This window comes from Azotobacter beijerinckii (assembly GCF_900110885.1).
Taxonomy (GTDB): domain Bacteria; phylum Pseudomonadota; class Gammaproteobacteria; order Pseudomonadales; family Pseudomonadaceae; genus Azotobacter; species Azotobacter beijerinckii.
In genome coordinates this window covers 15,907-38,773 of the sequence record NZ_FOFJ01000019.1, presented here as the reverse complement: position 1 = coordinate 38,773, position 22,867 = coordinate 15,907, and the positions used below count along the sequence as shown (strand labels likewise).

Sequence of the window (22,867 nt, the reverse complement as noted above, 5' to 3'; positions counted from 1 at the left end):
CGGCCGATGCGACGGCAGGTGTCTGCCGTCGCATCGGCTTAGTTGCCCAGCTCGGAGGGGACGCCGGATTCGAGGGTTCTCTCCTCGAACAGGCGCCAGTCCTGTCCGCCTTCCTGGCCGAGGATCTCGACGAAGCGGCGTCCCTGCACCGGGTCCTGCATCTGTCCCCGATAGAGTTCCCCGGTCTGCGGCTGCAGCACGATGCGCCGGTCCTTGTCCCGCTGGGTCGGGGAGACCAGGTTGAGGAGCAACTGAGGAGGGCGGCTGTTGCCGGTCAAGTGGATCTCGGCGACACCGCTCTCTTCATGGAGCACGAGCCGGGCCCGCATGCCCAGGCGACGAGCGAGGTGTTCCCGCTCCAGCGAGGTGTTGATGCCCTTGCCGGCATCGTAGTAGTTGTCCACCACCAGGCTGTCCGCCTCGCGGATGGAAATCACCAGCAGGCTGGTCCCCAGAACCACCGAGCAGAGGAGGAGCGCGATGACGAACCAGGCCCAGAACTGCGTGTACCACCGGCTGATTTCGCTGTTTGTCGAGTACATGCGTTACCTTGGCTAGCGGACGCTGGGGCCGGTGAAGCGGCTTTCGGCGTCTTGGTGAATGCTCGGATCGTCCGCGGACTGTACCTTGAAAACGATCTCGTTGGTGCTGGAGGGCAGCTTCTCCGGGTCGATGGACAGCTCCACCGGGAGCGACAGGATTTCGCCTGCAGCGGCCTTCACTTCGCGCTGGCCTTCGTAGATCAGACCGTCCAGGCCCGCCGCGTCGATCACGAAGGTGAGGTCGCGCTGGGCCTTGTTCATGATTTTCAGGGTATAGACGTTCTCGATGCGTCCCTCGCTATTCTCGCGGAAGAGTACCCGGTCCTTCAGCACGTCCAGCTCGACCAGCGAGCGGGCGGACAGGGCGTAACCGAACAGGCCGATCATGGCGATCAGGGCGATGGCGTAGCCGATCAGGCGCGGACGCAGCAGGTGGGTTTCCTGGCCGGACAGGTTGTGTTCGGTGGTGTAGCTGATCAGCCCCTTGGGGTAGCTCATCTTCTCCATGATGGAGTCGCAGGCGTCGACGCAGGCGGCACAGCCGATGCACTCGAACTGCAGGCCGTCGCGGATGTCGATGCCGGTGGGGCAGACCTGGACGCACAGGGTGCAATCGATGCAGTCACCCAGGCCCCGGGCTCGGTAGTCGATGCCTTTCTTGCGCGGGCCGCGTTTTTCGCCGCGGGTCGGATCGTAGGAGACGATCAGCGTGTCCTTGTCGAACATCACGCTCTGGAAGCGGGCGTAGGGACACATGTAGATGCATACCTGCTCCCGCAGGAAGCCGGCGTTGCCATAAGTGGCCAGGGTGAAGAAAGCGATCCAGAACAGGGCCCAGCCGCCGACAGCGAGGCTCAGCAGATCTGGAACCAGCTGGCGAATGGGGGTGAAGTAGCCGACGAAGGTGATCGCCGTGAGCAGGGCGACCCCCAGCCAGATACCGTGCTTGGCCATCTTGCGGAGGGCTTTCCGGCCGCTCATGGCGGCCTTGTCCAGCTTCATGCGCTGGTTGCGGTCACCTTCGGTGACCTTCTCCGCCCACATGTAGACCCAGGTGAAGACGCTCTGCGGACAGGTGTAGCCGCACCAGACGCGCCCGGCGAAGACGGTGACGAAGAACAGGCCGAAGGCGCAGATGATCAGCAGCCAGGACAGCAGCATGAAGTCCTGCGGCCAGAAGGTGGCGCCGAAGATGTAGAACTTGCGCTCCGGCAGGTCCCACCACACGGCCTGGCGGCCATCCCAGCTCAGCCAGGCGGTGCCGAAAAAGAGTATGAAGAGCACGAGGCCGCCGACGCGCCGCAGGTTGCGGTACAGGCCGGTAAAGGCGCGGGTGTAGATTTTTTCGCTCTGGGCGTAGAGGTCGACGCTGTCGCTGTCTTGGGCCCTTGGGGTGTCGTCTCGAACGGGAATTTGCTCGCTCATCAATGCTTACCACGGCGTTGGAGGGTGATCCGGCCGATGCGGGATCGGCCGGAATCAGTTTACCTTTTGGTAGATTGTAAGCCTGGCGGGTCGACTGCAGGTGCGACCGCTGGTCGCTCCTGCAGGCGATCATTTCCCCGTGGCTTTGTTCGACAGGCTGTACACGTACGCTGCTACCAGGTGGACCTTGTCGTTGCCCAGGAACTCCTTGTGAGCCGGCATGTTGCCGTTGCGTCCATAGCGCAGGGTCTGCTGAACGTTGGCGAGGCTCGAGCCATAGAGCCACACGCTGTCGGTCAGGTTGGGCGCCCCCATGGCATGTTGACCCTTGCCCTCGGGGCCGTGGCAGACCGCGCAGTTGGATTGGAAGATCTTCTGGCCTTCGGCAAGGTTGACCCGGGCGTCTTCCGCCTGCTTCAGGCCGGACAGGCTGCGGACGTAGGCGGCGGTGTTCTTGATGCCGTCTTCACCGATCACCTCAAGCCAGGCCGGCATGGCAGCCTTGCGGCCCTCCATGATGGTGGTCTCGATGGTTGCCGGTTCGCCGCCGTACAGCCAGTCGTTGTCCGTCAGGTTGGGAAAGCCATGGGCGCCCTTGGCGTCGGAGCCGTGGCACACCGAGCAGGTGGAGGCGAAGATGCGACCGCCCATCTTCAGCGCCTGCTCGTCCTTGGCGAGTGCCTCGATCGGCATGGCGGCATATTTCTTGAACAGCGGGCCGTATTGCTTCTCGGCCTTGGCCATTTCCTTCCGGTACTGGTTCACGCCGGTCCAGCCTTCTTCGTAGCCAGGCAGCACGCCTTTCCAGTTGCCCAGTCCCGGGTAGAGGGCCAGGTAGCCGACCGCGAAGATCACGGTGCCAAGGAACAACCAGAACCACCACTTGGGCAGCGGATTGTCATACTCCTCGATCCCGTCGAAGGAGTGTCCCATGGTCTGATCGGTGCTGCCCTTGCGCTCGCCTTTGCGGGTCGCGAACAGCAGCAAGGTAACGGCGACGATGGTCCCGAGGGTCAGCAGGGTGATGTACGAACTCCAGAATGAAGTCAATGAAGTCATTCGTTCTTGCTCCTAGACGCTTTGTCGTCACGCTTCCCGGACTCGGGCTCATCGGCGAAGGGCAGATTGGCGGCTTCGTCGAAGCCCTTTTGGCGTTTGCTGCTGAAGACCCAGATCAGCATTCCCACGAAGGCGATCAGCACCAGAGCGGTGCCCAGCCCGCGAAGAGTCCCGATATCCATGATGCGTTACCGTTTGGTTTTGATGGAGGTGCCGAGTACCTGGAGGTAGGCCACCAGGGCATCCAGTTCGGTTTTGCCCTTGACGGCCTCCCTGGCGCCGGCGATGTCTTCGTCGGTGTAGGGCACGCCGAGGGTGCGCATGGCCTCCATCTTGCCGGCGGTATGCATGCCGTTCAGCTCGTGCTCGACCAGCCAGGGGTAGGCGGGCATCTTCGACTCCGGCACCACGTTGCGCGGATTCATCAAGTGCGCGCGCTGCCATTCGTCGGAGTAGCGACCGCCCACGCGGGCCAGGTCGGGGCCGGTACGCTTGGATCCCCAGAGGAACGGGTGGTCCCAGACGCTTTCGCCGGCAACCGAGTAGTGGCCGTAACGCTCGGTTTCGGCGCGGAACGGGCGAACCATCTGCGAGTGGCAACTGACGCAGCCTTCCCGGATATAGATGTCGCGCCCCTCCAGCTGCAGGGCGGTATAGGGCTTCATGCCCTCCACCGGCTCGTTGACGACGTCCTGGAAGAACAGCGGAACGATCTGGGTCAGGCCGCCGATGCTGACGGCGGCGACCATGAACAGGCCCAGCAGGCCAATGTTCTTTTCGAGTACTTCGTGCTTCATTAGTGGGCAACCTCGACGATTCGGGCAGCGGCTTCGTATTCGGCAGGCTTGGCGACGCGCACGGTGCGCCAGGTGTTATAGGCCATCAGCAGCATGCCGACGGCGAAGAAGGCGCCGCCGATCATCCGCACGATGAAGCCCGGGTGACTGGCTTCCAGTGCTTCGACAAAGGAGTAGGTCAGGGTGCCGTCCTGGTTCACGGCGCGCCACATCAGACCCTGGGTGATGCCGTTGACCCACATGGAGGCGATGTACAGCACGGTGCCGATGGTGGCCAGCCAGAAGTGCGCGTTGATCAGGTTGACGCTGTGCATCTGCTCGCGGCCGAAGACCTTCGGAATCAGGTGGTACAGCGAGCCGATGGACACCATGGCGACCCAGCCGAGGGCGCCGGCATGGACGTGGCCGATGGTCCAGTCGGTGTAGTGGGAGAGGGCGTTGACGGTCTTGATCGCCATCATCGGGCCTTCGAAGGTGGACATGCCGTAGAAGGCCAGGGAAACCACCAGGAAGCGCAGGATCGGGTCGTTGCGCAGCTTATGCCAGGCGCCCGACAGGGTCATCATGCCGTTGATCATGCCGCCCCAGCTCGGTGCCAGCAGGATGACCGACATCACCATGCCGAGGGATTGCGCCCAGTCCGGCAGGGCGGTGTAGTGCAGGTGGTGCGGGCCGGCCCAGATGTAGAGGGTGATCAGCGCCCAGAAGTGGACGATGGACAGGCGGTAGGAGTAGACCGGGCGTTCGGCCTGCTTGGGCACGAAGTAGTACATCATGCCGAGGAAGCCGGTGGTCAGGAAGAAGCCCACGGCGTTGTGGCCATACCACCACTGGACCATCGCATCGGTGGCGCCGGAGTAGAGGGAGTAGGACTTGAACCAGGAAACCGGCAGCTCCATGTTGTTGACGATGTGCAACATGGCGGTGACCAGGATGAACGCGCCGTAGAACCAGTTGCCCACGTAGATGTGCTTGGTCTTGCGCTTGATGATGGTGCCGAAGAAGACCACCGCATAGGTGATCCAGACGACCGCGATCAGGATATCGATCGGCCACTCCAGCTCGGCGTACTCCTTGCTGCTGGTCAGGCCCAGCGGCAGGGTGATCACCGCCAGCACGATCACGGCCTGCCAGCCCCAGAAGGTGAAGGCCGCCAGGCTGTCGGAGATCAGGCGCGTGTGGCAGGTCCGCTGCACCACGTAGTACGAGGTGGCGAACAGGGCGCATCCGCCGAAGGCGAAGATTACCGCATTGGTGTGCAGCGGCCGCAGGCGACCGAAGCTGGTCCATGGGAGGTTGAGGTTCAGTTCCGGCCACACCAGCTGGGCTGCGATCAGGACCCCAAGTCCCATCCCGATGACCCCCCAGATCACCGTCATGATGGCGAACTGGCGGACCACCTTATAGTTATAAGCAGTCTGACTCGATGCTGTGCTCATGCTTAAGGTTTCCACGGTTAATGGAGGTTTTCGAAGGCAAAAAACGGCGGCGACTATGCAGAATGGGGCGAACCATTGCAACGCACGAACCGTCGTGATCTGCGTTAAATAGGCCCAGCAGCAAAAAGCTCGACCCTGTTTGCGAACAGGCCCGGCCAGTGGGGTCGATTCGAGAAGGACTCCAGGCCAATGAATAAGTGTCTCGAAGTTATTTCGAAGAGTTTAGATCGCGGGACGTCGAACAATGGGGCTGGTGGTCCACGGTGCGATATCTTGTTGCATTCTGGGGGGCATCCGTACCCCTCTGGCGGGCTATCTGTCATGTTCAGGCTTCGTCATGGAAATTGGCGTTTTTAAAACGGTGAAAGGATGGTGAATGGGCAGGGGGTCTGTATTGACTTAGGTCAATGCCCGCAGGGCGCTAATGAGATTGGGCAGTGGCTATGGAACCGTCCCCTGGATTCTCCGCCTCGCGCCTCTCTGATTCTGGCCCATGGCGCCGGCGCACCTATGGATAGCGCGTTCATGGCGAGCATGGCCGAGCGCCTTGCTGCCCGCGGGATTGCGGTGGTGCGATTCGAGTTCCCTTATATGGCAGCACGGCGGCATGGCGCTGGCAGGCGGCCCCCGGACCCACAGGTCCGCTTGCTGGACTGCTGGCGCGAAACCTATGGCCTGTTGCGCGAGCGGATCTCCGGCCCCTTGGCGATCGGCGGCAAGTCCATGGGCGGGCGCATGGCAAGTCTGCTGGCGGACGAACTGGAGACCGATGCGCTCGTCTGCCTGGGCTATCCCTTTCATCCTGCCGGCAAGATGGACAGTCCGAGGACGGCCCACCTGGCGGAGACCGCAACGCCGACCCTGATCGTTCAGGGAGAGCGGGACGCCATGGGCAATCGGGCTACGGTTATGGGGTATCCCTTGTCTGCGGCGATATGCCTGTACTGGCTGGCTGCGGCCGACCACGACCTGAAACCGCTCAAGGCTTCCGGTATGACCCACGAACGGCATCTCGATGCGGCTGCGGATGCCGTTGCAGGGTTCCTGCAGCTCCCTGGTCGGGATCGCTGATCTTTCTCGACCGGGTCTGGTTGGTCACTGTCCAGTATTGCCAGTGTTCAACTATGCACTGTTCGATCGATCCATTCGTCAGCAAGCATTTATGGCTATCTGATATGAGCATGAGTGGACTGGCCATCATTCTCAAATAGGTCTATGGTTCCGCTTGGGTAGCTTGGGTAATTTCGTAGCGATGATGAATTTTCGTTTAGTACGCCCATGCTATTTCAGTGCGTTGAGTAGTTGTCGGCACGTTGATTACTCACGGTCGATTGCATTCGGGGATTCGTCAGTAGTTCATGGCATGTTGCTATGGCAACTTCCGGCTATCCTGAGTGACAGGTACATTCGAGAGTACGTGGGCGGACCGTGCTGTTGTGGCCATGTACCGGGCTGGCCTGACGCAACGTGCCGACACTGTGTGGCTGCGGGCGCCCTGCGCCATCTGCAGAGCAGGCATGCCGGCAGCGATGATGAGGTTCATGTCTATTCATGTCGTCTCCGGCGGATCGATGCCGGCGTTGGATTGCCCATGACTTTGCGGCATATATCATTAGGGCTGTTTTGTGCTGGATATATCTTTTTATTTTAATGAGGGATGGTAAGGGATTTGGCCGTGCCCGTTTCAATATCAAGTGCGGCCAGTGTTTTATCGAGTGGTTGCCTCATTGCAAGGAGGCAATCGGATGCCGTGTCATGTTTTATCCGCCGCAGACTTTTGGCTTTTGGCAGTTTCATCCGGTTAGTCGACTTCCGGGCGCGGGCGATTGTTTCATCCGGCTTTTTACCTCGGCGGCATCGTCCGATCATTCGACAACGGTTGCGGACGTGGCGGCGCTGATTGGTTAGCGAGTTCACCTTGAGGCTGGCATATGGGACGCGTGCCTCTCTCTTCGGTAGCCGCCTGTCTCCGCAGAATGGTCGAGCGATTTCTTCTTGCCTGCGGGGCACTCGGTCGAATGGATTCACTGCTGTCTCGGTTCAGCCAGACGGCATGCAAAGCGATGGACAGGAGGCGCTATGGGTTGGCATTCAATCTTCGGGACGAAGGGGGGGCATGCTGTGCTCGTCATGGGTATGGCCTGTTGCTGGCTGCTACTCAACGCGGTTGCCGCGGAGGGAGAGCGTACGGATGTAACAGGCACGCCAGCGAAGCTGCAAAAAACCAAGGGTCTCATCCACGTGAGTGCCGATGTGCTCGGTGCTGACGGTGACCGCCAGTGGGCACCCAACCCGCAATGGGGGGTGCCGGCCTCTGCCGAGGTCGCCGGGCAACTGGTAGGGGATACCCATCGGCCTACCGACCACCCGGCGCAGCAGCCGGCTGCCCGTTTCAGGGGAACGCCGGTCTGGCGTTTCTAGATGCGCGATCCGGCAATCAACTGCCGCAGCACATGCTGCAGGATGCCGCCGGCCTTGAAATATTCCACTTCGTTGGCCGTGTCGATGCGGCATAGCACCGGGAAGTCGATTCGCGATCCATCCTGGCGCTCGATCTCCACCGTTAGCGACTGGCGCGGTTTCGGCAGGTTCCCCGACAAGCCGCGGATGGACAGTCTTTCCGTGCCGTTCAGGCCCAGACTCTGGCGCGTCAGTCCTTCGCCGAACTGCAGTGCCAGCACGCCCATGCCGATCAGGTTGGAGCGGTGGATGCGCTCGAAGCTCTCGGCGATCACCGCCTTCACGCCGAGCAGGCGGGTGCCCTTGGCCGCCCAGTCGCGGCTGGAGCCGGTGCCGTATTCCTGGCCGGCGATCACCACCAGCGGCACGCCTTCGGCCTGGTAGCGCATGGCCGCATCGTAGATCGACAGCTTTTCCCCGCTCGGCCGATGCAGGGTATTGCCGCCTTCCTCGCCACCCAGCATCTCGTTCCGGATGCGGATGTTGGCGAAGGTGCCGCGCATCATCACCTCGTGGTTGCCGCGCCGCGAGCCGTAGGAGTTGAAGTCCGCCGGTTTCACGCCGAGCTGCTGCAGGTAGAGGCCGGCCGGGGAGCTGGGCTTGATGCTGCCGGCCGGGGAGATGTGGTCGGTGGTGATGGAGTCGCCGAACAGCGCCAGGATGCGTGCGTTCTCGATGTCCTGGGGAGGTGCCGGAGGCTGGCCGAGGTTTTCGAAGAAGGGCGGGTTCCGTACATAGGTGGATCGGGTATCCCACCGATAGGTCTCGCCCGCGCCGACCGGGATGGCCTGCCAGGCGGCATCGCCGCCGAACACGTCGGCATAGCGCCGGCGGAACATCTCGCTGTCGATCTGGCCGACCGCCGCGGCGATTTCCTCGCTGCTCGGCCAGATGTCCCGCAGATAAACCGGCTGGCCCTGGGCGTCGAAGCCGAGCGGTTCGCGGGTCAGGTCGATGCGCGTGGTACCGGCCAGGGCGAAGGCCACCACCAGCGGCGGCGAGGCCAGCCAGTTGGCCTTCACCTGCGGATGCACCCGGCCCTCGAAGTTGCGGTTGCCGGACAGCACCGAAGAGACGATCAGGTCGTTGTCGACGATCGCCTGGCCGATGGGCTCCGGCAGCGGGCCGGAGTTGCCGATGCAGGTGGTGCAGCCGTAGCCGACCAGGTTGAAGCCGAGCCGGTCGAGGTAGGGCGTGAGGCCGGCCTTCGCCAGGTAGTCGGTGACCACCTTGGAGCCCGGCGCCAGCGAGGATTTCACCCAGGGCTGGCGCCCGAGGCCGCGCTCGACCGCCTTCTTCGCCAGCAGCCCGGCGGCCATCAGCACGCTGGGGTTGGAGGTGTTGGTGCAGGAGGTGATGGCGGCGATCACCACGTCGCCATGGTGCAGGCTGTAGCTGCCGTCGCCGACCGGGAACGCCGTGTCGAGCTCGGCCTTGCGTCCGCCGAACTCCAGGAGCAGGTCGAACTGCGCTCGGATGTCCTCCAGGGCGACCCGATCCTGCGGGCGCTTGGGACCGGCCATGGAGGGGCGGACCTCGCCCAGTTCGAGTGCCAGGCTGGTGCTGAAATCGGGCTCCGGCGACTGGGTGTCGCGCCACAGTCCCTGGGCCTTGCAGTAAGCCTCCACCAAGGCGATGCGCCGCTCGTCGCGGCCGCTCAGGCGCAGGTAGTCGAGGGTCACCCGGTCGACCGGGAAGAAACCGCAGGTCGCGCCGTATTCCGGGGCCATGTTGGCGATGGTCGCGCGGTCGGCCAGCGGCAGGCTGTCCAGGCCGGGGCCGTAGAACTCGACGAACTTGCCCACCACGCCCTGCCGGCGCAGCATCTGCGTCACCGTCAGCACCAGGTCGGTGGCGGTGACGCCCTCCGCGAGCCGGCCCGTCAGGCGCAAGCCGACCACTTCGGGGATCAGCATCGACACCGGCTGGCCGAGCATCGCCGCCTCGGCCTCGATGCCGCCGACGCCCCAGCCGAGCACGCCGAGACCGTTGACCATGGTGGTATGGGAGTCGGTGCCGACCAGGGTGTCCGGGTAGGCCCAGGTTTCGCCGTCCTCCTCGCGGCTCCAGACCACCTGGGCCAGGTATTCCAGATTGACCTGGTGGCAGATGCCGGTGCCCGGCGGCACCACGCGGAAATTGGCGAAGGCCTGCTGGCCCCAGCGCAGGAAGGCGTAGCGCTCGCCGTTGCGCTCCATTTCCAGGGCGACGTTGTCGGCGAAGGCGCTCGGATCGGCGAAGCGATCGACCATCACCGAGTGGTCGATCACCAGATCGACCGGGGAGAGCGGGTTGATCCGCAGCGGATCGGCGCCGGCCCGGGCCACGGCGTCGCGCATGGCGGCCAGGTCGACCACCGCGGGCACGCCGGTGAAGTCCTGCATCAGTACCCGCGCCGGGCGAAAGGCGATCTCCCGCACGGAGCTGCGTGTTTCGAGCCAGCCGGCGAGTGCAGCGAGGTCGTCGGCGCGCACGCTGGCACCATCCTCCCAGCGCAGCAGGTTCTCCAGCAGCACCTTGAGCGAAACCGGCAGGCGACCGAGGTCGCCCAGACTTTTCGCTGCCTCCGGCAGGCTGAAGTAATGGTAGGTCTGGCCGTCCACGTCCAGGCTACGGCGGCAGTTCAGGCTATCCAGAGAGGGCATCGGCGTTTCTCCGGGGCGTCCGGCGGAGCGGGCTTCTTGAGGGGGGGTAATTCTTCAAGCTAGTTCCGTCGGCTGGGGCCTGCCAGTCGAATGGACTGCCGGGCAGGTCCGCGGCGGCCGAATTGGCTATCATGCGCGCCCCTGAAGGCGCTGGGATTTCTCGAGGAAAAATGCCGACCATGAACAGCCTGTTGTTGCATTGCCGTCCCGGTTTCGAGGGCGAGGTCTGCGCCGAGTTCGGCGAACACGCCGGGCGTCTGAACGTGGCCGGCTATGCCCGGGCCAGGCCGAACAGCGCCCATGCCGAGTTCGTCTGCAGCGAGCCGGGCGGCGCCGAGCGGCTGATGCGCGGGCTGCGCTTCGCCGGGCTGATCTTTCCCCGCCAGTGGGCGCGCGGCGATTTCGTCGAGCTGCCGGAAAGCGAGCGCATCGGCGTCCTGCTCGAGCGGCTGGCCGACTATCCGGTCTGCGGCAGTCTCTGGCTGGAAGTGCTGGACACCAACGAAGGCAAGGAGCTGTCGACCTTCTGCCGCAAGTTCGAAGTGCCGCTGCGCAAGGCGCTGCTCAAGGCCGGCCGGTTGGAGGACGATCCGCGCAAGCCGCGCTTGCTGCTGACCTTCAAGAGCGGCCGCGAGGTCTTCCTCGGCCTGGCCGAAGCGAACAACTCGGCCGCCTGGCCGATGGGCATTCCGCGCCTGAAGTTTCCCCGCGCGGCACCGAGCCGTTCGACCCTCAAGCTGGAGGAGGCCTGGCATCAGTTCATCCCGCGCGAGGCCTGGGACCTGCGCCTCGCGCCGGGGATGACGGCCGTGGACCTCGGCGCCGCGCCCGGCGGCTGGACCTGGCAGCTGGTCAACCGGCATATCAAGGTGACCGCGGTGGACAACGGGCCGATGGCGCCGAGCCTGATGGATTCCGGGCTGGTCGAGCACGTCCGATCCGACGGTTTCGTCTTCCGCCCGCGCCGGCCGGTCGACTGGATGGTCTGCGACATCGTCGAGAAGCCCGCCCGCACGGCCGCACTGATCGAGACCTGGCTCGGCGAGGGGCTTTGCCGCGAGGCGGTGGTCAACCTCAAGCTGCCGATGAAGCAGCGTTACGCCGAAGTGCGCCGCCTGCTCGAGCGCATCGGCGATGGCCTAGCGGCGCGTGGCGTGAAGGCCTCCATCGCCTGCCGGCAGCTCTACCACGATCGCGAGGAAGTGACCTGCCATCTGCGCCGGCTGTAGGCCCCGGCGTGACCTGGCCCACTGCTTCGGCGACAATGCCCCCACCGGTTTTCTGGAGTTAGCCATGTCCCAGCCCGATCCCGCCAGCCTGGCCGTCGACGCGATTCTCGATGCCACCGGCCTCAACTGTCCCGAGCCGGTGATGCTGCTGCACAACAAGGTCCGCGACCTGGCGGCCGGCGGCTTGCTCAAGGTGATCGCCACCGATCCCTCGACCCGTCGCGACATCCCCAAGTTCTGCATCTTCCTCGGCCATGAGCTGCTCGGGCAGCAGGAAGAGGGCGGAGCCTACCTGTACTGGATTCGCAAGAAGGCGGAATAGGGGGCGTGTCGGCCGTGCCGGATCGTCCGCAAAAATCGGGCATGAATTCGTCGGTTCTGTGAGCCCGTTTCGGGTTCGGGAGCGGGGCAAATTGATCTCCCGTAGGTGCCCGCTATCGTGGCGATGCGTGGTCATGGAACCCCGCGCTTAACGACACAAGGAGTGCACCCATGCGCAAGAGTCCGTTTTCCTCCCTCCTGTTTGCCCTGCTGGCCAGCGTTTCCATCGCCGCTTCGGCCGCGGAGCCGCCCAAGGCCGAAACCGCCAAGCCGGTCGCGACCCAGCCCGTCCAGCCTGTCCAGGCCACCCAGCCCGCCCAGGCTGCCGCTCCGGTCAAGGTCGATCTCAACACGGCCGATGCGGCGACGCTCGAACGCGACTTGCTGGGAATCGGCGCCACCAAGGCCAAGGCCATCGTCGACTACCGTCAGGCCCATGGGCCTTTCGCGTCGGTGGACGAGTTGCTGGAGGTCAAGGGAATCGGCACGGCGACGCTGGAAAAGAACCGCGCCCGCTTGAGCGCCAACTGATCCCGTTACCGTAGTCGAGGCCGGCCCTGCGCCAGCCTCTTTTCGAGCGCGGCCCGCCGGGCCGATTCGTCGCCGCTGATTCTGGGGGAGTTGACTTTCCTTTCACTATCAGTAGGATACGAGCCGTTATTCCGCGATAGCTCAGTCGGTAGAGCAAGTGACTGTTAATCACTGGGTCCCTGGTTCGAGTCCAGGTCGCGGAGCCAGATTGAAAAAGGCCTGATCGGAAGATCAGGCCTTTTTTGTTTTGTCCGCGCTTCGTTCTGCCTGGGGCGGCTCTCGCCGGGAGGGCCGCCCCAGGCAGGAGGTCAGAGCACCTGGGCGATGGCCTGGGTAACGCTGGCGAGGTTGCGCTGGTTCAGGGCGGCGACGCAGATGCGGCCGGTGGCGACGGCGTAGATGCCGAACTCGCTGCGCAGTCGCTCCACCTGCTCGGCGCTGAGGCCGGAGTAGGAGAACATGCCGCGCTGCTGGGCGACGAAGCCGAAGTCGCGCTTGGCGCCCTGGGCGGCCAGCTGCTCGACCAGCGCCTGGCGCATGCTCCGGATGCGGCCGCGCATCTCGGCCAGTTCGGCTTCCCACAGGGCGCGCAGCTCCGGGCTGTTGAGCACGCTGGCAACCACGCTGGCGCCGTGGGTCGGCGGGTTCGAGTAGTTGGTGCGGATCACCCGCTTGACCTGCGACAGCACGCGCGCGGCCTCGTCCTTCGAGGCGGTGACGATGGACAGGGCGCCGACGCGCTCGCCGTAGAGGGAGAAGGACTTGGAGAAGGAGCTGGAGACGAAGAACGGCAGGCCCGATTCGGCGAACAGGCGCACCGCTTCGGCGTCCTCTTCGATGCCGTCGCCGAAGCCCTGATAGGCGATGTCGAGGAAGGGCACGTGGCCGCCTTCGCGAATCGCTTCCAGCACCCGCTTCCAGTCGTTGCCGGAGAGGTCGACGCCGGTCGGGTTGTGGCAGCAGGCGTGCAGCAGCACGATGGAGCGGGCCGGCAGGGCCTTGATGTCCTCGAGCATGCCGGCACGGTTCAGGCCGTGGCTGGCGGCGTCGTAGTAGCGGTAGCTCTGCACGCGGAAACCGGCGGATTCGAACAGGGCGCGATGGTTCTCCCAGCTCGGGTCGCTGATCGCGACCACCGCATCCGGCAGCAGGCGCTTGAGGAAGTCGGCGCCGACCTTCAGCGCGCCGGTGCCGCCCAGGGCCTGGGCGGTGACCACGCGGCCGTCGGCGAGCAGGGCGGAGTCGTTGCCGAACAGCAGCTTCTGCACGGCCTGGTCGTAGGCGCCGATGCCTTCGATCGGCAGGTAGCCGCGCGGCGCATGGGCGGCGATGCGGGCCTTCTCGGCCTCCGCGACGGCACGCAGCAGGGGAATCCGGCCCTCTTCGTTGTAGTAGACGCCGACGCCGAGGTTGACCTTGGTCGGGCGGGTATCGGCATTGAAGGCTTCGGTGAGGCCAAGGATCGGGTCACGCGGTGCCATTTCTACGGCAGAGAACAAGCTCATGGTCGAGGTGCTCGAAGAAGAAGGGGGTGGAAGGCCAGACTACTACCCCACACGCAGGCAGACGGGCCATCGACCGGAAGGGGCGACGGTATGCGCAGGGGGCATGCAGAATCGGGGCGCTAGTATAGCGGCCATGCCGGTCGCCTGCGATATGCTGTCAAGGGTTTTCTGTCAACCATTTGTCGAAGGCGGAAGCGTCGGCCGGCTGCTCGCCGACTCCCCCGATGGAGCCGTCCGCCTGCCGCGTCGAGAGAGGTTTTGCATGTCCGAATTCCAGCTGGTGACCCGCTTCCAGCCCGCCGGCGACCAGCCCGAGGCGATCCGCCAGATGGTCGAGGGGCTGGAGGCCGGCCTGTCGCACCAGACCCTGCTGGGGGTGACAGGCTCCGGCAAGACCTTCAGCATCGCCAACGTGATCGCCCGGGTGCAGCGCCCAGCCCTGGTGCTGGCGCCCAACAAGACCCTGGCGGCGCAGCTCTACGGCGAGTTCAAGAGCTTCTTCCCGAACAATGCGGTGGAGTACTTCGTTTCCTATTACGACTACTACCAGCCGGAAGCCTACGTGCCGTCCTCCGACACCTATATCGAGAAGGACGCCTCGATCAACGACCACATCGAGCAGATGCGCCTGTCGGCGACCAAGGCGCTGCTCGAGCGGCCGGATGCGATCATCGTCGCCACGGTGTCGTCGATCTACGGCCTGGGCGATCCGGCCAGCTACCTGAAGATGGTGCTGCACATCGACCGTGGCGACAAACTCGACCAGCGCGCCCTGCTGCGTCGCCTGGCCGAGCTGCAGTACACCCGCAACGACATGGACTTCGCCCGTGCGAGCTTCCGTGTGCGCGGCGACGTGATCGACATCTACCCGGCCGAGTCCGAGCTGGAGGCGATCCGCGTCGAGCTGTTCGACGACGAGGTGGAGAGCCTGTCGGCCTTCGATCCGCTGACCGGCGAGGTGATCAAGAAGCTGCCGCGTTTCACCTTCTACCCCAAGAGCCACTACGTCACCCCGCGCGAGACGCTCCTGGAGGCGGTGGAGCAGATCAAGGCCGAACTCAAAGACCGTCTGGACTACCTGCGCGGGCACGACAAGCTGGTGGAGGCCCAGCGCCTGGAGCAGCGCACCCGCTTCGACCTGGAGATGATCCTCGAACTGGGCTACTGCAACGGCATCGAGAACTACTCCCGCTACCTCTCCGGCCGCGCCCCGGGCGAGGCGCCGCCGACCCTCTACGACTACCTGCCGGGCAACGCGATCCTGGTGATCGACGAGTCCCACGTCACCGTCCCGCAGGTCGGCGCCATGTACAAGGGCGACCGCTCGCGCAAGGAAACCCTGGTGGAGTACGGCTTCCGCCTGCCCTCGGCGCTGGACAACCGGCCGATGCGCTTCGACGAATGGGAGCGGATCAGCCCGCAGACTCTCTTCATCTCGGCCACTCCCGGCCCCTACGAGGCCGAGCATGCCGGGCGGGTGATCGAGCAGGTGGTGCGTCCCACCGGCCTGGTCGACCCGCAGCTCGAGGTGCGCCCGGCCACCACCCAGGTCGACGACCTGCTCTCGGAGATCCGCAAGTGCGTGGTCGCCGAGGAGCGCGTGCTGGTCACCACCCTGACCAAGCGCATGGCCGAAGACCTCACCGACTACCTGGCCGACCACGACGTGCGGGTGCGCTACCTGCACTCGGACATCGACACCGTGGAGCGGGTGGAGATCATCCGCGACCTGCGCACTGGCGCCTTCGACGTGCTGGTGGGGATCAACCTGCTGCGCGAGGGCCTGGACATGCCCGAGGTGTCGCTGGTGGCGATCCTCGACGCCGACAAGGAGGGCTTCCTGCGCAGCGAGCGCTCGCTGATCCAGACCATCGGCCGCGCCGCGCGCAACCTCAACGGCCGGGCGATCCTCTATGCCGACAACGTCACCGGCTCGATGCGGCGCGCCATCGACGAGACCGAGCGGCGCCGCGCCAGGCAGATCGCCTTCAACGAAGCCCACGGCATCGTGCCCCGGGGCGTGAAGAAGGATGTCCAGGACATCCTCGAGGGCGCCGTGGTGCCCGGTGCGCGCAGCCGCAAGCGGGTGGCCAAGGCCGCGGAGGAGAGCGCCCGCTACGCCGCCGAGCTGCGCTCGCCGAGCGAAATCACCAAGCGCATCCGTCAGCTCGAGGAGAAGATGTACGCACTGGCCCGCGACCTGGAGTTCGAGGCCGCGGCGCAGTTGCGCGACGAGATCCAGGCGCTGCGCGAGCGGCTGCTGCAGGTTTAGTGCCGCAAGGCGGGTGAGGCCCGCCGGAAATCGCCGGTTGCCACCGGGAAGCGGCGGGTTTCACCCGCCCTGCCAGGCTGGAGCCCCTGCTGCCGCGCCTGCTAACATTCGCGCCTTTCATCCTTCTGTTCGTCCCTCTTTCCGGGAGTCTGCATGACCACCGTCCGCACCCGCATCGCGCCGTCGCCGACCGGCGATCCGCACGTCGGCACCGCCTACATCGCCCTGTTCAACCTGTGCTTCGCCCGTCAGCACGGCGGCCAGTTCATCCTGCGCATCGAGGATACCGACCAGCTGCGCTCGACCCGCGAGTCGGAGCAGCAGATCTACGACGCCCTGCGCTGGCTGGGCATCGAATGGGACGAGGGCCCGGACGTCGGCGGCCCGCACGGCCCGTACCGGCAGAGCGAGCGCGGCGCGATCTACAAGCAGTACTCGGACGAGCTGGTCTCCAAGGGCCATGCCTTCCCCTGCTTCTGCAGCGCCGAGCGGCTCGACGAAGTGCGCGCGCGGCAGATGGCCAACAAGGAAACCCCGCGCTACGACGGCCACTGCATGCACCTGGCGCCTGAAGAGGCGCAGCAGCGCATCGTCGCCGGCGAGTCCCACGTGGTGCGCATGAAGGTGCCGAGCGAAGGCGTCTGCACGGTGCCGGACCTGCTGCGCGGCGACGTCGAGATCCCCTGGGACCGCATGGACATGCAGGTGCTGATGAAGGCCGACGGCCTGCCCACCTACTTCCTCGCCAACGTGGTCGACGACCACCTGATGGGCATCACCCACGTGCTGCGCGGCGAGGAATGGCTGCCCTCGGCGCCCAAGCTGATCAAGCTCTACGAGTATTTCGGCTGGGAGCAGCCCAAGCTGGTGTACATGCCGCTGTTGCGCAATCCGGACAAGAGCAAGCTGTCCAAGCGCAAGAACCCCACCTCGATCACCTTCTACCAGCGCATGGGCTTTCTGCCCGAGGCGATGCTCAACTACCTGGGACGCATGGGCTGGTCGATGCCCGACGAGCGCGAGAAGTTCACCCTGGACGAGATGATCGAGCACTTCGACATCCAGCGCGTGTCCCTCGGCGGGCCGATCTTCGACATGGAGAAGCTCTCCTGGCTGAACGGCCAGTGGCTGCGCGAGCTGTCGGTCGAGGCCTTCGCCGCCGAAGTGCACAAGTGGGCGTTCAACCCCGAATACCTGATGCAGATTGCTCCGCACGTGCAGGGCCGGGTGGAAACCTTCAGCCAGATCGCCCCGCTGGCCGGCTTCTTCTTCGCCGGCGGCGTGCCACTGGACGCCAGGCTGTTCGAGCACAAGAAGCTTTCGCCCGACCAGGTCCGCCAGTTGCTGCAACTGATCCTCTGGAAGCTGGAAGCGCTGCGCCAGTGGAACAAGGACAACATCACCGCGATCATCCAGAAGACCAGCGAGCACCTCGGCTACAAGCTGCGCGACGCCATGCCGTTGATCTTCCCGGCGATCACCGGCCACGCCAGCTCGGTGTCGGTGCTCGATGCCATGGAGATCCTCGGTGCCGACCTGACCCGCTTCCGCCTGCGCCAGGCCATCGAGCTGCTCGGCGGGGTGTCGAAGAAGGAAACCAAGGACTGGGAAAAGCTGCTGGGCGAGATCGCCTGCTAGATCGTGAACGGGCAAGCCGTTCCGGATAGAAGAAGCCCCGGCGCTCCCTGATGGGAGGCCGGGGCTTGGTCTTTCAGGGTGTCGTTATTCCTGGACGTTCATGAACTCGCGGGCCCAGACGCGATACTCGTCGAGGGTCGAGTACTTGGTGCAGAGTTCCTTGGCGTTCAGGTCCGAGGGGCCGATGCCGCGCTGTTCGCGCAGGCAGTCGTAGGTGGCCTTGATCGCGGCGAAGTAGGCGGCGTGCCCGTTCACCACGATGCGCACGCCGTTCTCGGCCAGGCGGGCCATGTCGCGCAGCTTCGGATTGCCGTAGGTGATCAGCATCAGCGGGGTATCCGGCAGGTGCCGGGTGATGGACTCCAGGTGCTCGAAGTCCTTGATGCCGATCATGCAGATGCCGTCCGCGCCGGCGGCCTGGTAGGCCTTGGCGCGCTCGATGGTCTCCTCGACGGTGAGCTGCTCGGCGTTGGTGCGGGCGATGATGCTCAGCTGCGGATCGATGCGCGCCTCCAGGGCGGCGCGGATCTTGCCGACGGCCTCGTCCAGCGGGATCAGGTCGGTGGTCTTGTGCCCGTACTTGGGCGGCAGCAGGGTGTCCTCCAGGGTCAGCGCGGCGACGCCGGCGCGCTCCAGTTCGGCCACGGTACGCATGGCGTTGATCGCGTTGCCGTAGCCATGGTCGGCGTCGGCGATAATCGGTAGGCTGGCCACGCGACCGATGCGGGTGGCCTGCTCGACGAATTCGCTGAGGGTGATCAGCGCGTAGTCGGGGGCGGCGAGCACCTGCAGGGCGGCGACCGAGCCGCCGAGAATGCCGACCTCGAAATTCAGGTCGCCGGCGATGCGCGCCGACATCGGGTCGAATACCGATGCAGCGTCGTAGCAGGCCCGGGACTCCAGCAACGCTCGGAATTGCCGTCTCAAATCGTGCTGAGAAGCGATGGTCATAGAAAAACTCCTGAAAGGCGGTTTGGGTAGTCTTTTTTATCTGCGCCCTGGTCAGCCCCGGGCGGTTAGCCTGGGGTGCCGAGCTTTTTGGTTGTCGCAGCGGGGTGCGTAAGGGTCCATCCGAAACCAAGGTTTCCGATGACCAGTGGCGCGCCGTACCGAGGCCGGCACGCCTGATTGTTGTTCTGGCGCCCGGCGAATTTGCTCCGCGCGGGCAGGCCCCGATTCAGTCCCCCGGCACTGGCGTGGCGAGGATGGGGTTTGACTAAAGTACAGCTTGCGCCGGCTTTAGACGAGTCTTTCGAGCGGTTTTGGTCGCTTTTCGCCGGCTGCGCAGGCATTGCCGGGAGCCTGCCGGATCACTCCGTTCCGCGGCGCAGCCTGGCAAGTTCCGCTTCGCCGGTCTCGGCCGGCGCGGCGGCCCGGCGCAGTTCCGCCGGGCGGACGAAGCGGGTCGGCGCCGAGCCGTCGGCGTTGTGCTGGAGGATGGCGGTGGGGCGGCCCAGGGCATCGAGCAGCACCTGGCCGATGCCGGCGCCGTTCCACAGGCGTTCGCCGCGCCGGCCGCGGTGGGGAATGCGCGGCACCACCTCCATCTGGCGCCGCTTGGTCAGCCAGTTGAGCGTCGACCAGGGCGCGTAGAGCCAGCGGTTGAGGCGGTCGAAGCTTTCCAGCAGGCACGCGGGGAACTTGTTCTTGATGCCGCTGCTGGTGACTTGCCAGATCCGCGGCCCGCGTTCGCGGTGGCGGATCTGCACGTCGTAGGCGAAGGAGTAGTGCACGTCGCCGGAAAGGATCAGGTAGCTGGCCGGGCTCCGCGAGTGGCGGAAGATGTTGAGGATCACCTGCGCCGCGCCGCGGTGGGCCATCCAGTTCTCGGCGTCGACCAACAGCGCATGCCCGGCCAGGGTGAACAGGCGCTGGACGGCTTCGATCAGCTTGACGCCGAAGATCGGCGCCGGCGAGACGATCACCGCGGCCTGCTCGTCGAGCAGCTCCTGTTGCAGCTCGCAGAGCGCTTCCCAGTCCATCAGCCCGGAGGGGCGGCTCGGGTGGCTTTCGCTGCGCCAGCGGCGGGTGCGGGTATCCAGCACGATCAGCGCCGGGGTGGTCGGCAGCCGGTAATGCCAGTTCCGGAACCTCAGCAGTTCGCCGATCAGGCGGTCCTGGGCGCGGTCGTCGAGGCGGCCGTCGGCGTCCACCGGCAGCGCCTCGACCTGGCCCAGCAGCCCGGCGAAGGCGTCCGGGTCGTTGCCCCAGCCCTGGCACAGGGCGTAGGCGAGCAGCGCATTGCCGACGATGCGTCGGGAGAAGGGATGGCCATAGGCGGTTTCCTCCCAGTGCGCCGAGAGGTTCCAGTCGTCGGTGATGTCGTGGTCGTCGAAGATCATCAGGCTCGGCAGGTGGGCCAGGGTGCGGGCGGCCTGCGGCAGCTGGGCGCGGAACTCGTCGAGGGCGGCCTGTTCCTCGGCGTAGCGTTCGCCGCAGGGCGCCTCCAGCGCCGGCGGCTGCGGGCGGATCAGCGTCCAGGGCACGGGCGACCAGACCAGCAGGTACATCGCCAGCACCTCGCCGAGGGTGATCAGGTGATTGTGGGCGCTGGCGCTGGTGAAGATCGGTTTTTCCACGCCGCCGAAGAAGCGCTCGCGCAGGGCCGCGTTGGACGTGAAGGCGGGCAGCAGGTCCTCGCGCCGGTAGTAGGTCGCCGGGTGGGCGTAGAGCGCGTCGCTGTCGGCGACCAGCGCGCCTTCGAGCGCTTCGCCGTAGAGGCCGAGGCGGCGGATCAGCGCGTGAATGGCCACCAGCATCGGCCCGGCCACGTCGTCCGCGTAGATCTGGTCGCCGCTCAGCATCAAGAGCGCCGGGCGCGCCTGCGGCCGTTCGCGCAGCCCGGCGAGCAGGGCGTCGGCCCTGGCCAGGCCGTCCGCGGAGGGAAAGTGCGGCTTGCGGCAGGAACCGTGCAGCAGGTTGTCGAGGCGCGACTTGAGCAGGAAATCCGGTCGCTTCGCCCCCTCGTACAAGAGGTGCGGCGCCCAGTCGGCGATCCCGCGTTGCCGGCCGTCCTCCTCCAGCAGCAGGTCGTACTCGATCGGCGTATCGGTGGGCAACGGCTCGTCCAGCGCCACGTCGAGCAGGTGCAGCCAGGCGTGAGCGCCGATGCGCAGGCGCCGGCAGCGCGCCCCGTCGAGCGCGATGAGGCGTGGCTGAGAGCCGGCGAAGACCAGCTGCAGCGACAGCCTCAGGGGCCGCGAGCCGACCAGCCAGAGGACCAGGCGCTGCGGCGTCAGCCGGCGCAGCAGCGGGCCGGCGAGGACCGGGGGCAGGGCGGAGGTGTCGGCTGGGCGGGGCAGGTCTGTCGGCATGGCGAAGGTGTCGATCCGTGCAGCACGGGGCGCTCCCTCGCTCCCGTTGGTGCGGTTCATGGTCGGTGCCGCGCCCGGGCGCCGGCGGCGAAGCCGGGCATTATGACACCGGCCGCTCCTTTGACGGCAGGCCGTTGCTGGGGCCTAATGCGCTCCCGCCGCCGGAGTCCGCCCGCCATGACCCACGCTTTCGCCGCCAGCCTTCGTCCCAGCGTCTTGCATCTGCCGCGCGGCGACTGGCGCACCGTGCTGGACTGCCTCTGCGCGCACTTTCCGGCGATCGGTCGGGACATCTGGCTGGAGCGCATGGCCCGCGGCCGGGTGCTGGATGGCGAGGGGAACACCTTGGGTCCCGAGCATCCCTACCGCGAGGCGCTACGCGTCCACTATTTCCGCGAGGTGGCGGCGGAGACGCCGATTCCCTTCGCCGAAGGCGTGCTGCACGCGGACGAGCACCTGGTGGTGGCGGACAAGCCGCATTTCCTGCCGGTCGCCCCGGTCGGCGAGTACGTCGAGCAGACCCTGCTGGCGCGCCTGGTGCGCCGCCTCGGCAACCCCGATCTGGTGCCGCTGCACCGCATCGACCGGCTCACCGCCGGGCTGGTGCTGTTCTCCTGCAATCCGGCGAGCCGCGGGCGCTATCAGGCGCTGTTCCGCGAGCGGCAGATCCGCAAGGTCTATTCGGCCATCGCGCCTGCGCTGCCTGGGCAGAGCTTCCCGCTGCTGCGCCGGACCCGGCTGGTCAAGGGCGAGCCGTTCTTCCTGATGCGCGAAACCGAAGGCGAGCCGAACAGCGAGACCCGCGTCGAGGTCGGCGAACGTCTCGGGGAACACTGGCGCTACGTGCTCTATCCGGTCACCGGCAAGACCCACCAGTTGCGCGTGCACATGGCCGCGCTGGGCGCGGGGATCTGCAACGATCCGCTCTATCCGCACCTGCTCGAACGCGCCCGGCGGGAGATCGACGACCATCGCCGGCCCTTGCAGCTGCTGGCGCAGAGCCTGAGCTTCGTCGATCCCCTGAACGGGCGGGAAAGGCGTTTCGACAGTCGTCTCGCGCTGAGTCCCGACGCCTGCCGATGAGCCCGCCCGGGGCGAGCAGGGAAGGCGGGGCCGCTCAGCCGGTCTTGACCTCGATGGTCTTCTCGTCGGCCAGGGCTTCCGGCTTCTTCGGCAGGCTCAGGGTCAGCACGCCCTTGCTGAAGTTCGCCTCGATGCGCTCGGCGTCGACTTCCTGGGGCAGGGCGAAGCTGCGCTGGAAGGCGCCGTAGTAGCGTTCGGCGACGTAGGCGTCCTTCTTCTTGTCCTCGCGTGCTTCCTTCTTCTCCCCCTTGATGGTCAGGCAGCCGCTGGACAGCTTGACCTCGATGTCCTTCTCGTCCATGCCGGGCAGTTCGGCGGAAATCTCGTAGGCGGTGCCCTTGTCGTTGATGTCCACCGCCGGCATGCCCTGGCCGAACAGCTCCCGCGACCACTGCGGCTCGCTGTCGAACAGGTTGCGGGGGAAGGGGGTGCGCAGGGCCTTGCGGCTGAAGTCGGAGAACAGGTGATCGACCTGCCGGCGCAGCCGGTCCAGCGGGTGCCAGTTTTCCAGGGGGCTCCTGCTCTCCGGCGCGCTGCTGGCGGGAACCTGTTTTTCGGTGTCGGCCATTTCGAATCCCTCCTGAGTGACGATTGTCCGAAGCGGACA

Annotated in this window: 18 protein-coding genes and 1 tRNA gene; 8 read left to right on the top strand and 11 right to left on the bottom strand. The window is 65.7% G+C overall.

Annotated elements, in window-relative coordinates; all coding sequences use genetic code 11:
* Positions 1-38: 38 nt before the first annotated feature.
* The 6 genes from BMY22_RS11540 to ccoN form a co-directional block, all read right to left on the bottom strand.
* Positions 39-542, bottom strand: coding sequence for a FixH family protein (locus BMY22_RS11540; RefSeq protein ID WP_090622085.1), 504 nt, complete (start codon positions 540-542; stop codon positions 39-41).
* Between the two features lie 12 nt (positions 543-554).
* Positions 555-1,967: a cytochrome c oxidase accessory protein CcoG gene (gene ccoG / locus BMY22_RS11535; protein WP_090622083.1), complete on the bottom strand. Its 1,413-nt coding sequence runs from the start codon at positions 1,965-1,967 to the stop codon at positions 555-557.
* Positions 1,968-2,096: 129 nt separating this feature from the next.
* Positions 2,097-3,017: a cytochrome-c oxidase, cbb3-type subunit III gene (ccoP, locus tag BMY22_RS11530; protein WP_090622082.1), complete on the bottom strand. Its 921-nt coding sequence runs from the start codon at positions 3,015-3,017 to the stop codon at positions 2,097-2,099.
* 5 nt (positions 3,018-3,022) lie between these two features.
* Positions 3,023-3,208: a cbb3-type cytochrome oxidase subunit 3 gene (locus BMY22_RS11525; protein WP_090622080.1), complete on the bottom strand. Its 186-nt coding sequence runs from the start codon at positions 3,206-3,208 to the stop codon at positions 3,023-3,025.
* 6 nt (positions 3,209-3,214) lie between these two features.
* A complete protein-coding gene (ccoO, locus tag BMY22_RS11520; protein WP_090622078.1) occupies positions 3,215-3,823 on the bottom strand; it encodes a cytochrome-c oxidase, cbb3-type subunit II in 609 nt (202 codons plus the stop codon).
* Positions 3,823-5,262: a cytochrome-c oxidase, cbb3-type subunit I gene (ccoN, locus tag BMY22_RS11515; RefSeq protein WP_090622077.1), complete on the bottom strand. Its 1,440-nt coding sequence runs from the start codon at positions 5,260-5,262 to the stop codon at positions 3,823-3,825. The genes ccoO and ccoN overlap by 1 nt, the downstream gene beginning before the upstream one ends.
* A gap of 369 nt (positions 5,263-5,631) precedes the next feature.
* Between ccoN and BMY22_RS11510 the strand changes: the two genes are divergently transcribed.
* A complete protein-coding gene (locus BMY22_RS11510) occupies positions 5,632-6,333 on the top strand; it encodes an alpha/beta family hydrolase (protein WP_208599268.1) in 702 nt (233 codons plus the stop codon).
* 1,346 nt (positions 6,334-7,679) lie between these two features.
* Here BMY22_RS11510 and acnA read toward each other — a convergent pair.
* The gene (gene acnA, locus BMY22_RS11500; RefSeq protein WP_090622074.1) at positions 7,680-10,367 is read right to left on the bottom strand and encodes an aconitate hydratase AcnA; all 2,688 of its coding nucleotides are present in this window, start codon (positions 10,365-10,367) and stop codon (positions 7,680-7,682) included.
* A 179-nt stretch (positions 10,368-10,546) separates the two neighbouring features.
* On the opposite strand from acnA, the gene rlmM reads away from it, so the two are divergent.
* The 4 genes from rlmM to BMY22_RS11480 all read left to right on the top strand — a co-directional run bounded on the left by rlmM (position 10,547) and on the right by BMY22_RS11480 (position 12,654).
* Positions 10,547-11,596, top strand: coding sequence for a 23S rRNA (cytidine(2498)-2'-O)-methyltransferase RlmM (gene rlmM, locus BMY22_RS11495; protein ID WP_090622072.1), 1,050 nt, complete (start codon positions 10,547-10,549; stop codon positions 11,594-11,596).
* 64 nt (positions 11,597-11,660) lie between these two features.
* Complete coding sequence (gene tusA, locus BMY22_RS11490) at positions 11,661-11,918, top strand: sulfurtransferase TusA (protein ID WP_090622071.1); 258 nt, start codon at positions 11,661-11,663, stop codon at positions 11,916-11,918.
* A 170-nt stretch (positions 11,919-12,088) separates the two neighbouring features.
* Complete coding sequence (locus BMY22_RS11485) at positions 12,089-12,448, top strand: ComEA family DNA-binding protein (RefSeq protein ID WP_090622069.1); 360 nt, start codon at positions 12,089-12,091, stop codon at positions 12,446-12,448.
* A gap of 130 nt (positions 12,449-12,578) precedes the next feature.
* Positions 12,579-12,654 (top strand) — tRNA-Asn (locus tag BMY22_RS11480).
* 102 nt (positions 12,655-12,756) lie between these two features.
* Here the strand turns inward: BMY22_RS11480 and BMY22_RS11475 are convergent.
* Entirely contained in the window at positions 12,757-13,953 is a 1,197-nt protein-coding gene (locus tag BMY22_RS11475; protein ID WP_090622068.1) for an amino acid aminotransferase, read from the bottom strand.
* Positions 13,954-14,215: 262 nt separating this feature from the next.
* On the opposite strand from BMY22_RS11475, the gene uvrB reads away from it, so the two are divergent.
* Positions 14,216-16,225: an excinuclease ABC subunit UvrB gene (gene uvrB, locus BMY22_RS11470; protein ID WP_090622067.1), complete on the top strand. Its 2,010-nt coding sequence runs from the start codon at positions 14,216-14,218 to the stop codon at positions 16,223-16,225.
* 153 nt (positions 16,226-16,378) lie between these two features.
* Positions 16,379-17,863 (top strand): glutamate--tRNA ligase, encoded by a 1,485-nt coding sequence (gene gltX, locus BMY22_RS11465; RefSeq protein ID WP_090622065.1) that lies wholly within the window; start codon positions 16,379-16,381, stop codon positions 17,861-17,863.
* A gap of 84 nt (positions 17,864-17,947) precedes the next feature.
* Here gltX and BMY22_RS11460 read toward each other — a convergent pair whose 3' ends face one another.
* Together BMY22_RS11460 and BMY22_RS11455 are read right to left on the bottom strand one after the other, a co-directional pair.
* A complete protein-coding gene (locus BMY22_RS11460) occupies positions 17,948-18,814 on the bottom strand; it encodes an isocitrate lyase/PEP mutase family protein (protein ID WP_090622064.1) in 867 nt (288 codons plus the stop codon).
* Positions 18,815-19,173: 359 nt separating this feature from the next.
* On the bottom strand, positions 19,174-21,177 hold the full coding sequence (locus BMY22_RS11455; protein WP_090622063.1) for an alkaline phosphatase D family protein: 2,004 nt from the start codon (positions 21,175-21,177) through the stop codon (positions 19,174-19,176).
* A gap of 177 nt (positions 21,178-21,354) precedes the next feature.
* Between BMY22_RS11455 and BMY22_RS11450 the strand changes: the two genes are divergently transcribed.
* Entirely contained in the window at positions 21,355-22,260 is a 906-nt protein-coding gene (locus BMY22_RS11450; protein ID WP_090622062.1) for a pseudouridine synthase, read from the top strand.
* A gap of 34 nt (positions 22,261-22,294) precedes the next feature.
* Here BMY22_RS11450 and BMY22_RS11445 read toward each other — a convergent pair whose 3' ends face one another.
* Positions 22,295-22,828, bottom strand: a complete 534-nt coding sequence (locus BMY22_RS11445; RefSeq protein WP_090622061.1) for an Hsp20/alpha crystallin family protein — start codon at positions 22,826-22,828, stop codon at positions 22,295-22,297.
* Positions 22,829-22,867 lie beyond the last annotated feature (39 nt).

Bases quoted from the DNA above. Each gene is read 5' to 3' on its own strand.
- BMY22_RS11540 (WP_090622085.1), bottom strand. From the start codon at position 542: ATGTACTCGACAAACAGCGAAATCAGCCGGTGGTACACGCAGTTCTGG.
- ccoG (WP_090622083.1), bottom strand. From the start codon at position 1,967: ATGAGCGAGCAAATTCCCGTTCGAGACGACACCCCAAGGGCCCAAGAC.
- BMY22_RS11525 (WP_090622080.1), bottom strand. From the start codon at position 3,208: ATGGATATCGGGACTCTTCGCGGGCTGGGCACCGCTCTGGTGCTGATC.
- ccoO (WP_090622078.1), bottom strand. From the start codon at position 3,823: ATGAAGCACGAAGTACTCGAAAAGAACATTGGCCTGCTGGGCCTGTTC.
- ccoN (WP_090622077.1), bottom strand. From the start codon at position 5,262: ATGAGCACAGCATCGAGTCAGACTGCTTATAACTATAAGGTGGTCCGC.
- BMY22_RS11510 (WP_208599268.1), top strand. From the start codon at position 5,632: ATGGTGAATGGGCAGGGGGTCTGTATTGACTTAGGTCAATGCCCGCAG.
- acnA (WP_090622074.1), bottom strand. From the start codon at position 10,367: ATGCCCTCTCTGGATAGCCTGAACTGCCGCCGTAGCCTGGACGTGGAC.
- rlmM (WP_090622072.1), top strand. From the start codon at position 10,547: ATGAACAGCCTGTTGTTGCATTGCCGTCCCGGTTTCGAGGGCGAGGTC.
- tusA (WP_090622071.1), top strand. From the start codon at position 11,661: ATGTCCCAGCCCGATCCCGCCAGCCTGGCCGTCGACGCGATTCTCGAT.
- BMY22_RS11485 (WP_090622069.1), top strand. From the start codon at position 12,089: ATGCGCAAGAGTCCGTTTTCCTCCCTCCTGTTTGCCCTGCTGGCCAGC.
- BMY22_RS11475 (WP_090622068.1), bottom strand. From the start codon at position 13,953: ATGAGCTTGTTCTCTGCCGTAGAAATGGCACCGCGTGACCCGATCCTT.
- uvrB (WP_090622067.1), top strand. From the start codon at position 14,216: ATGTCCGAATTCCAGCTGGTGACCCGCTTCCAGCCCGCCGGCGACCAG.
- gltX (WP_090622065.1), top strand. From the start codon at position 16,379: ATGACCACCGTCCGCACCCGCATCGCGCCGTCGCCGACCGGCGATCCG.
- BMY22_RS11460 (WP_090622064.1), bottom strand. From the start codon at position 18,814: ATGACCATCGCTTCTCAGCACGATTTGAGACGGCAATTCCGAGCGTTG.
- BMY22_RS11455 (WP_090622063.1), bottom strand. From the start codon at position 21,177: ATGCCGACAGACCTGCCCCGCCCAGCCGACACCTCCGCCCTGCCCCCG.
- BMY22_RS11450 (WP_090622062.1), top strand. From the start codon at position 21,355: ATGACCCACGCTTTCGCCGCCAGCCTTCGTCCCAGCGTCTTGCATCTG.
- BMY22_RS11445 (WP_090622061.1), bottom strand. From the start codon at position 22,828: ATGGCCGACACCGAAAAACAGGTTCCCGCCAGCAGCGCGCCGGAGAGC.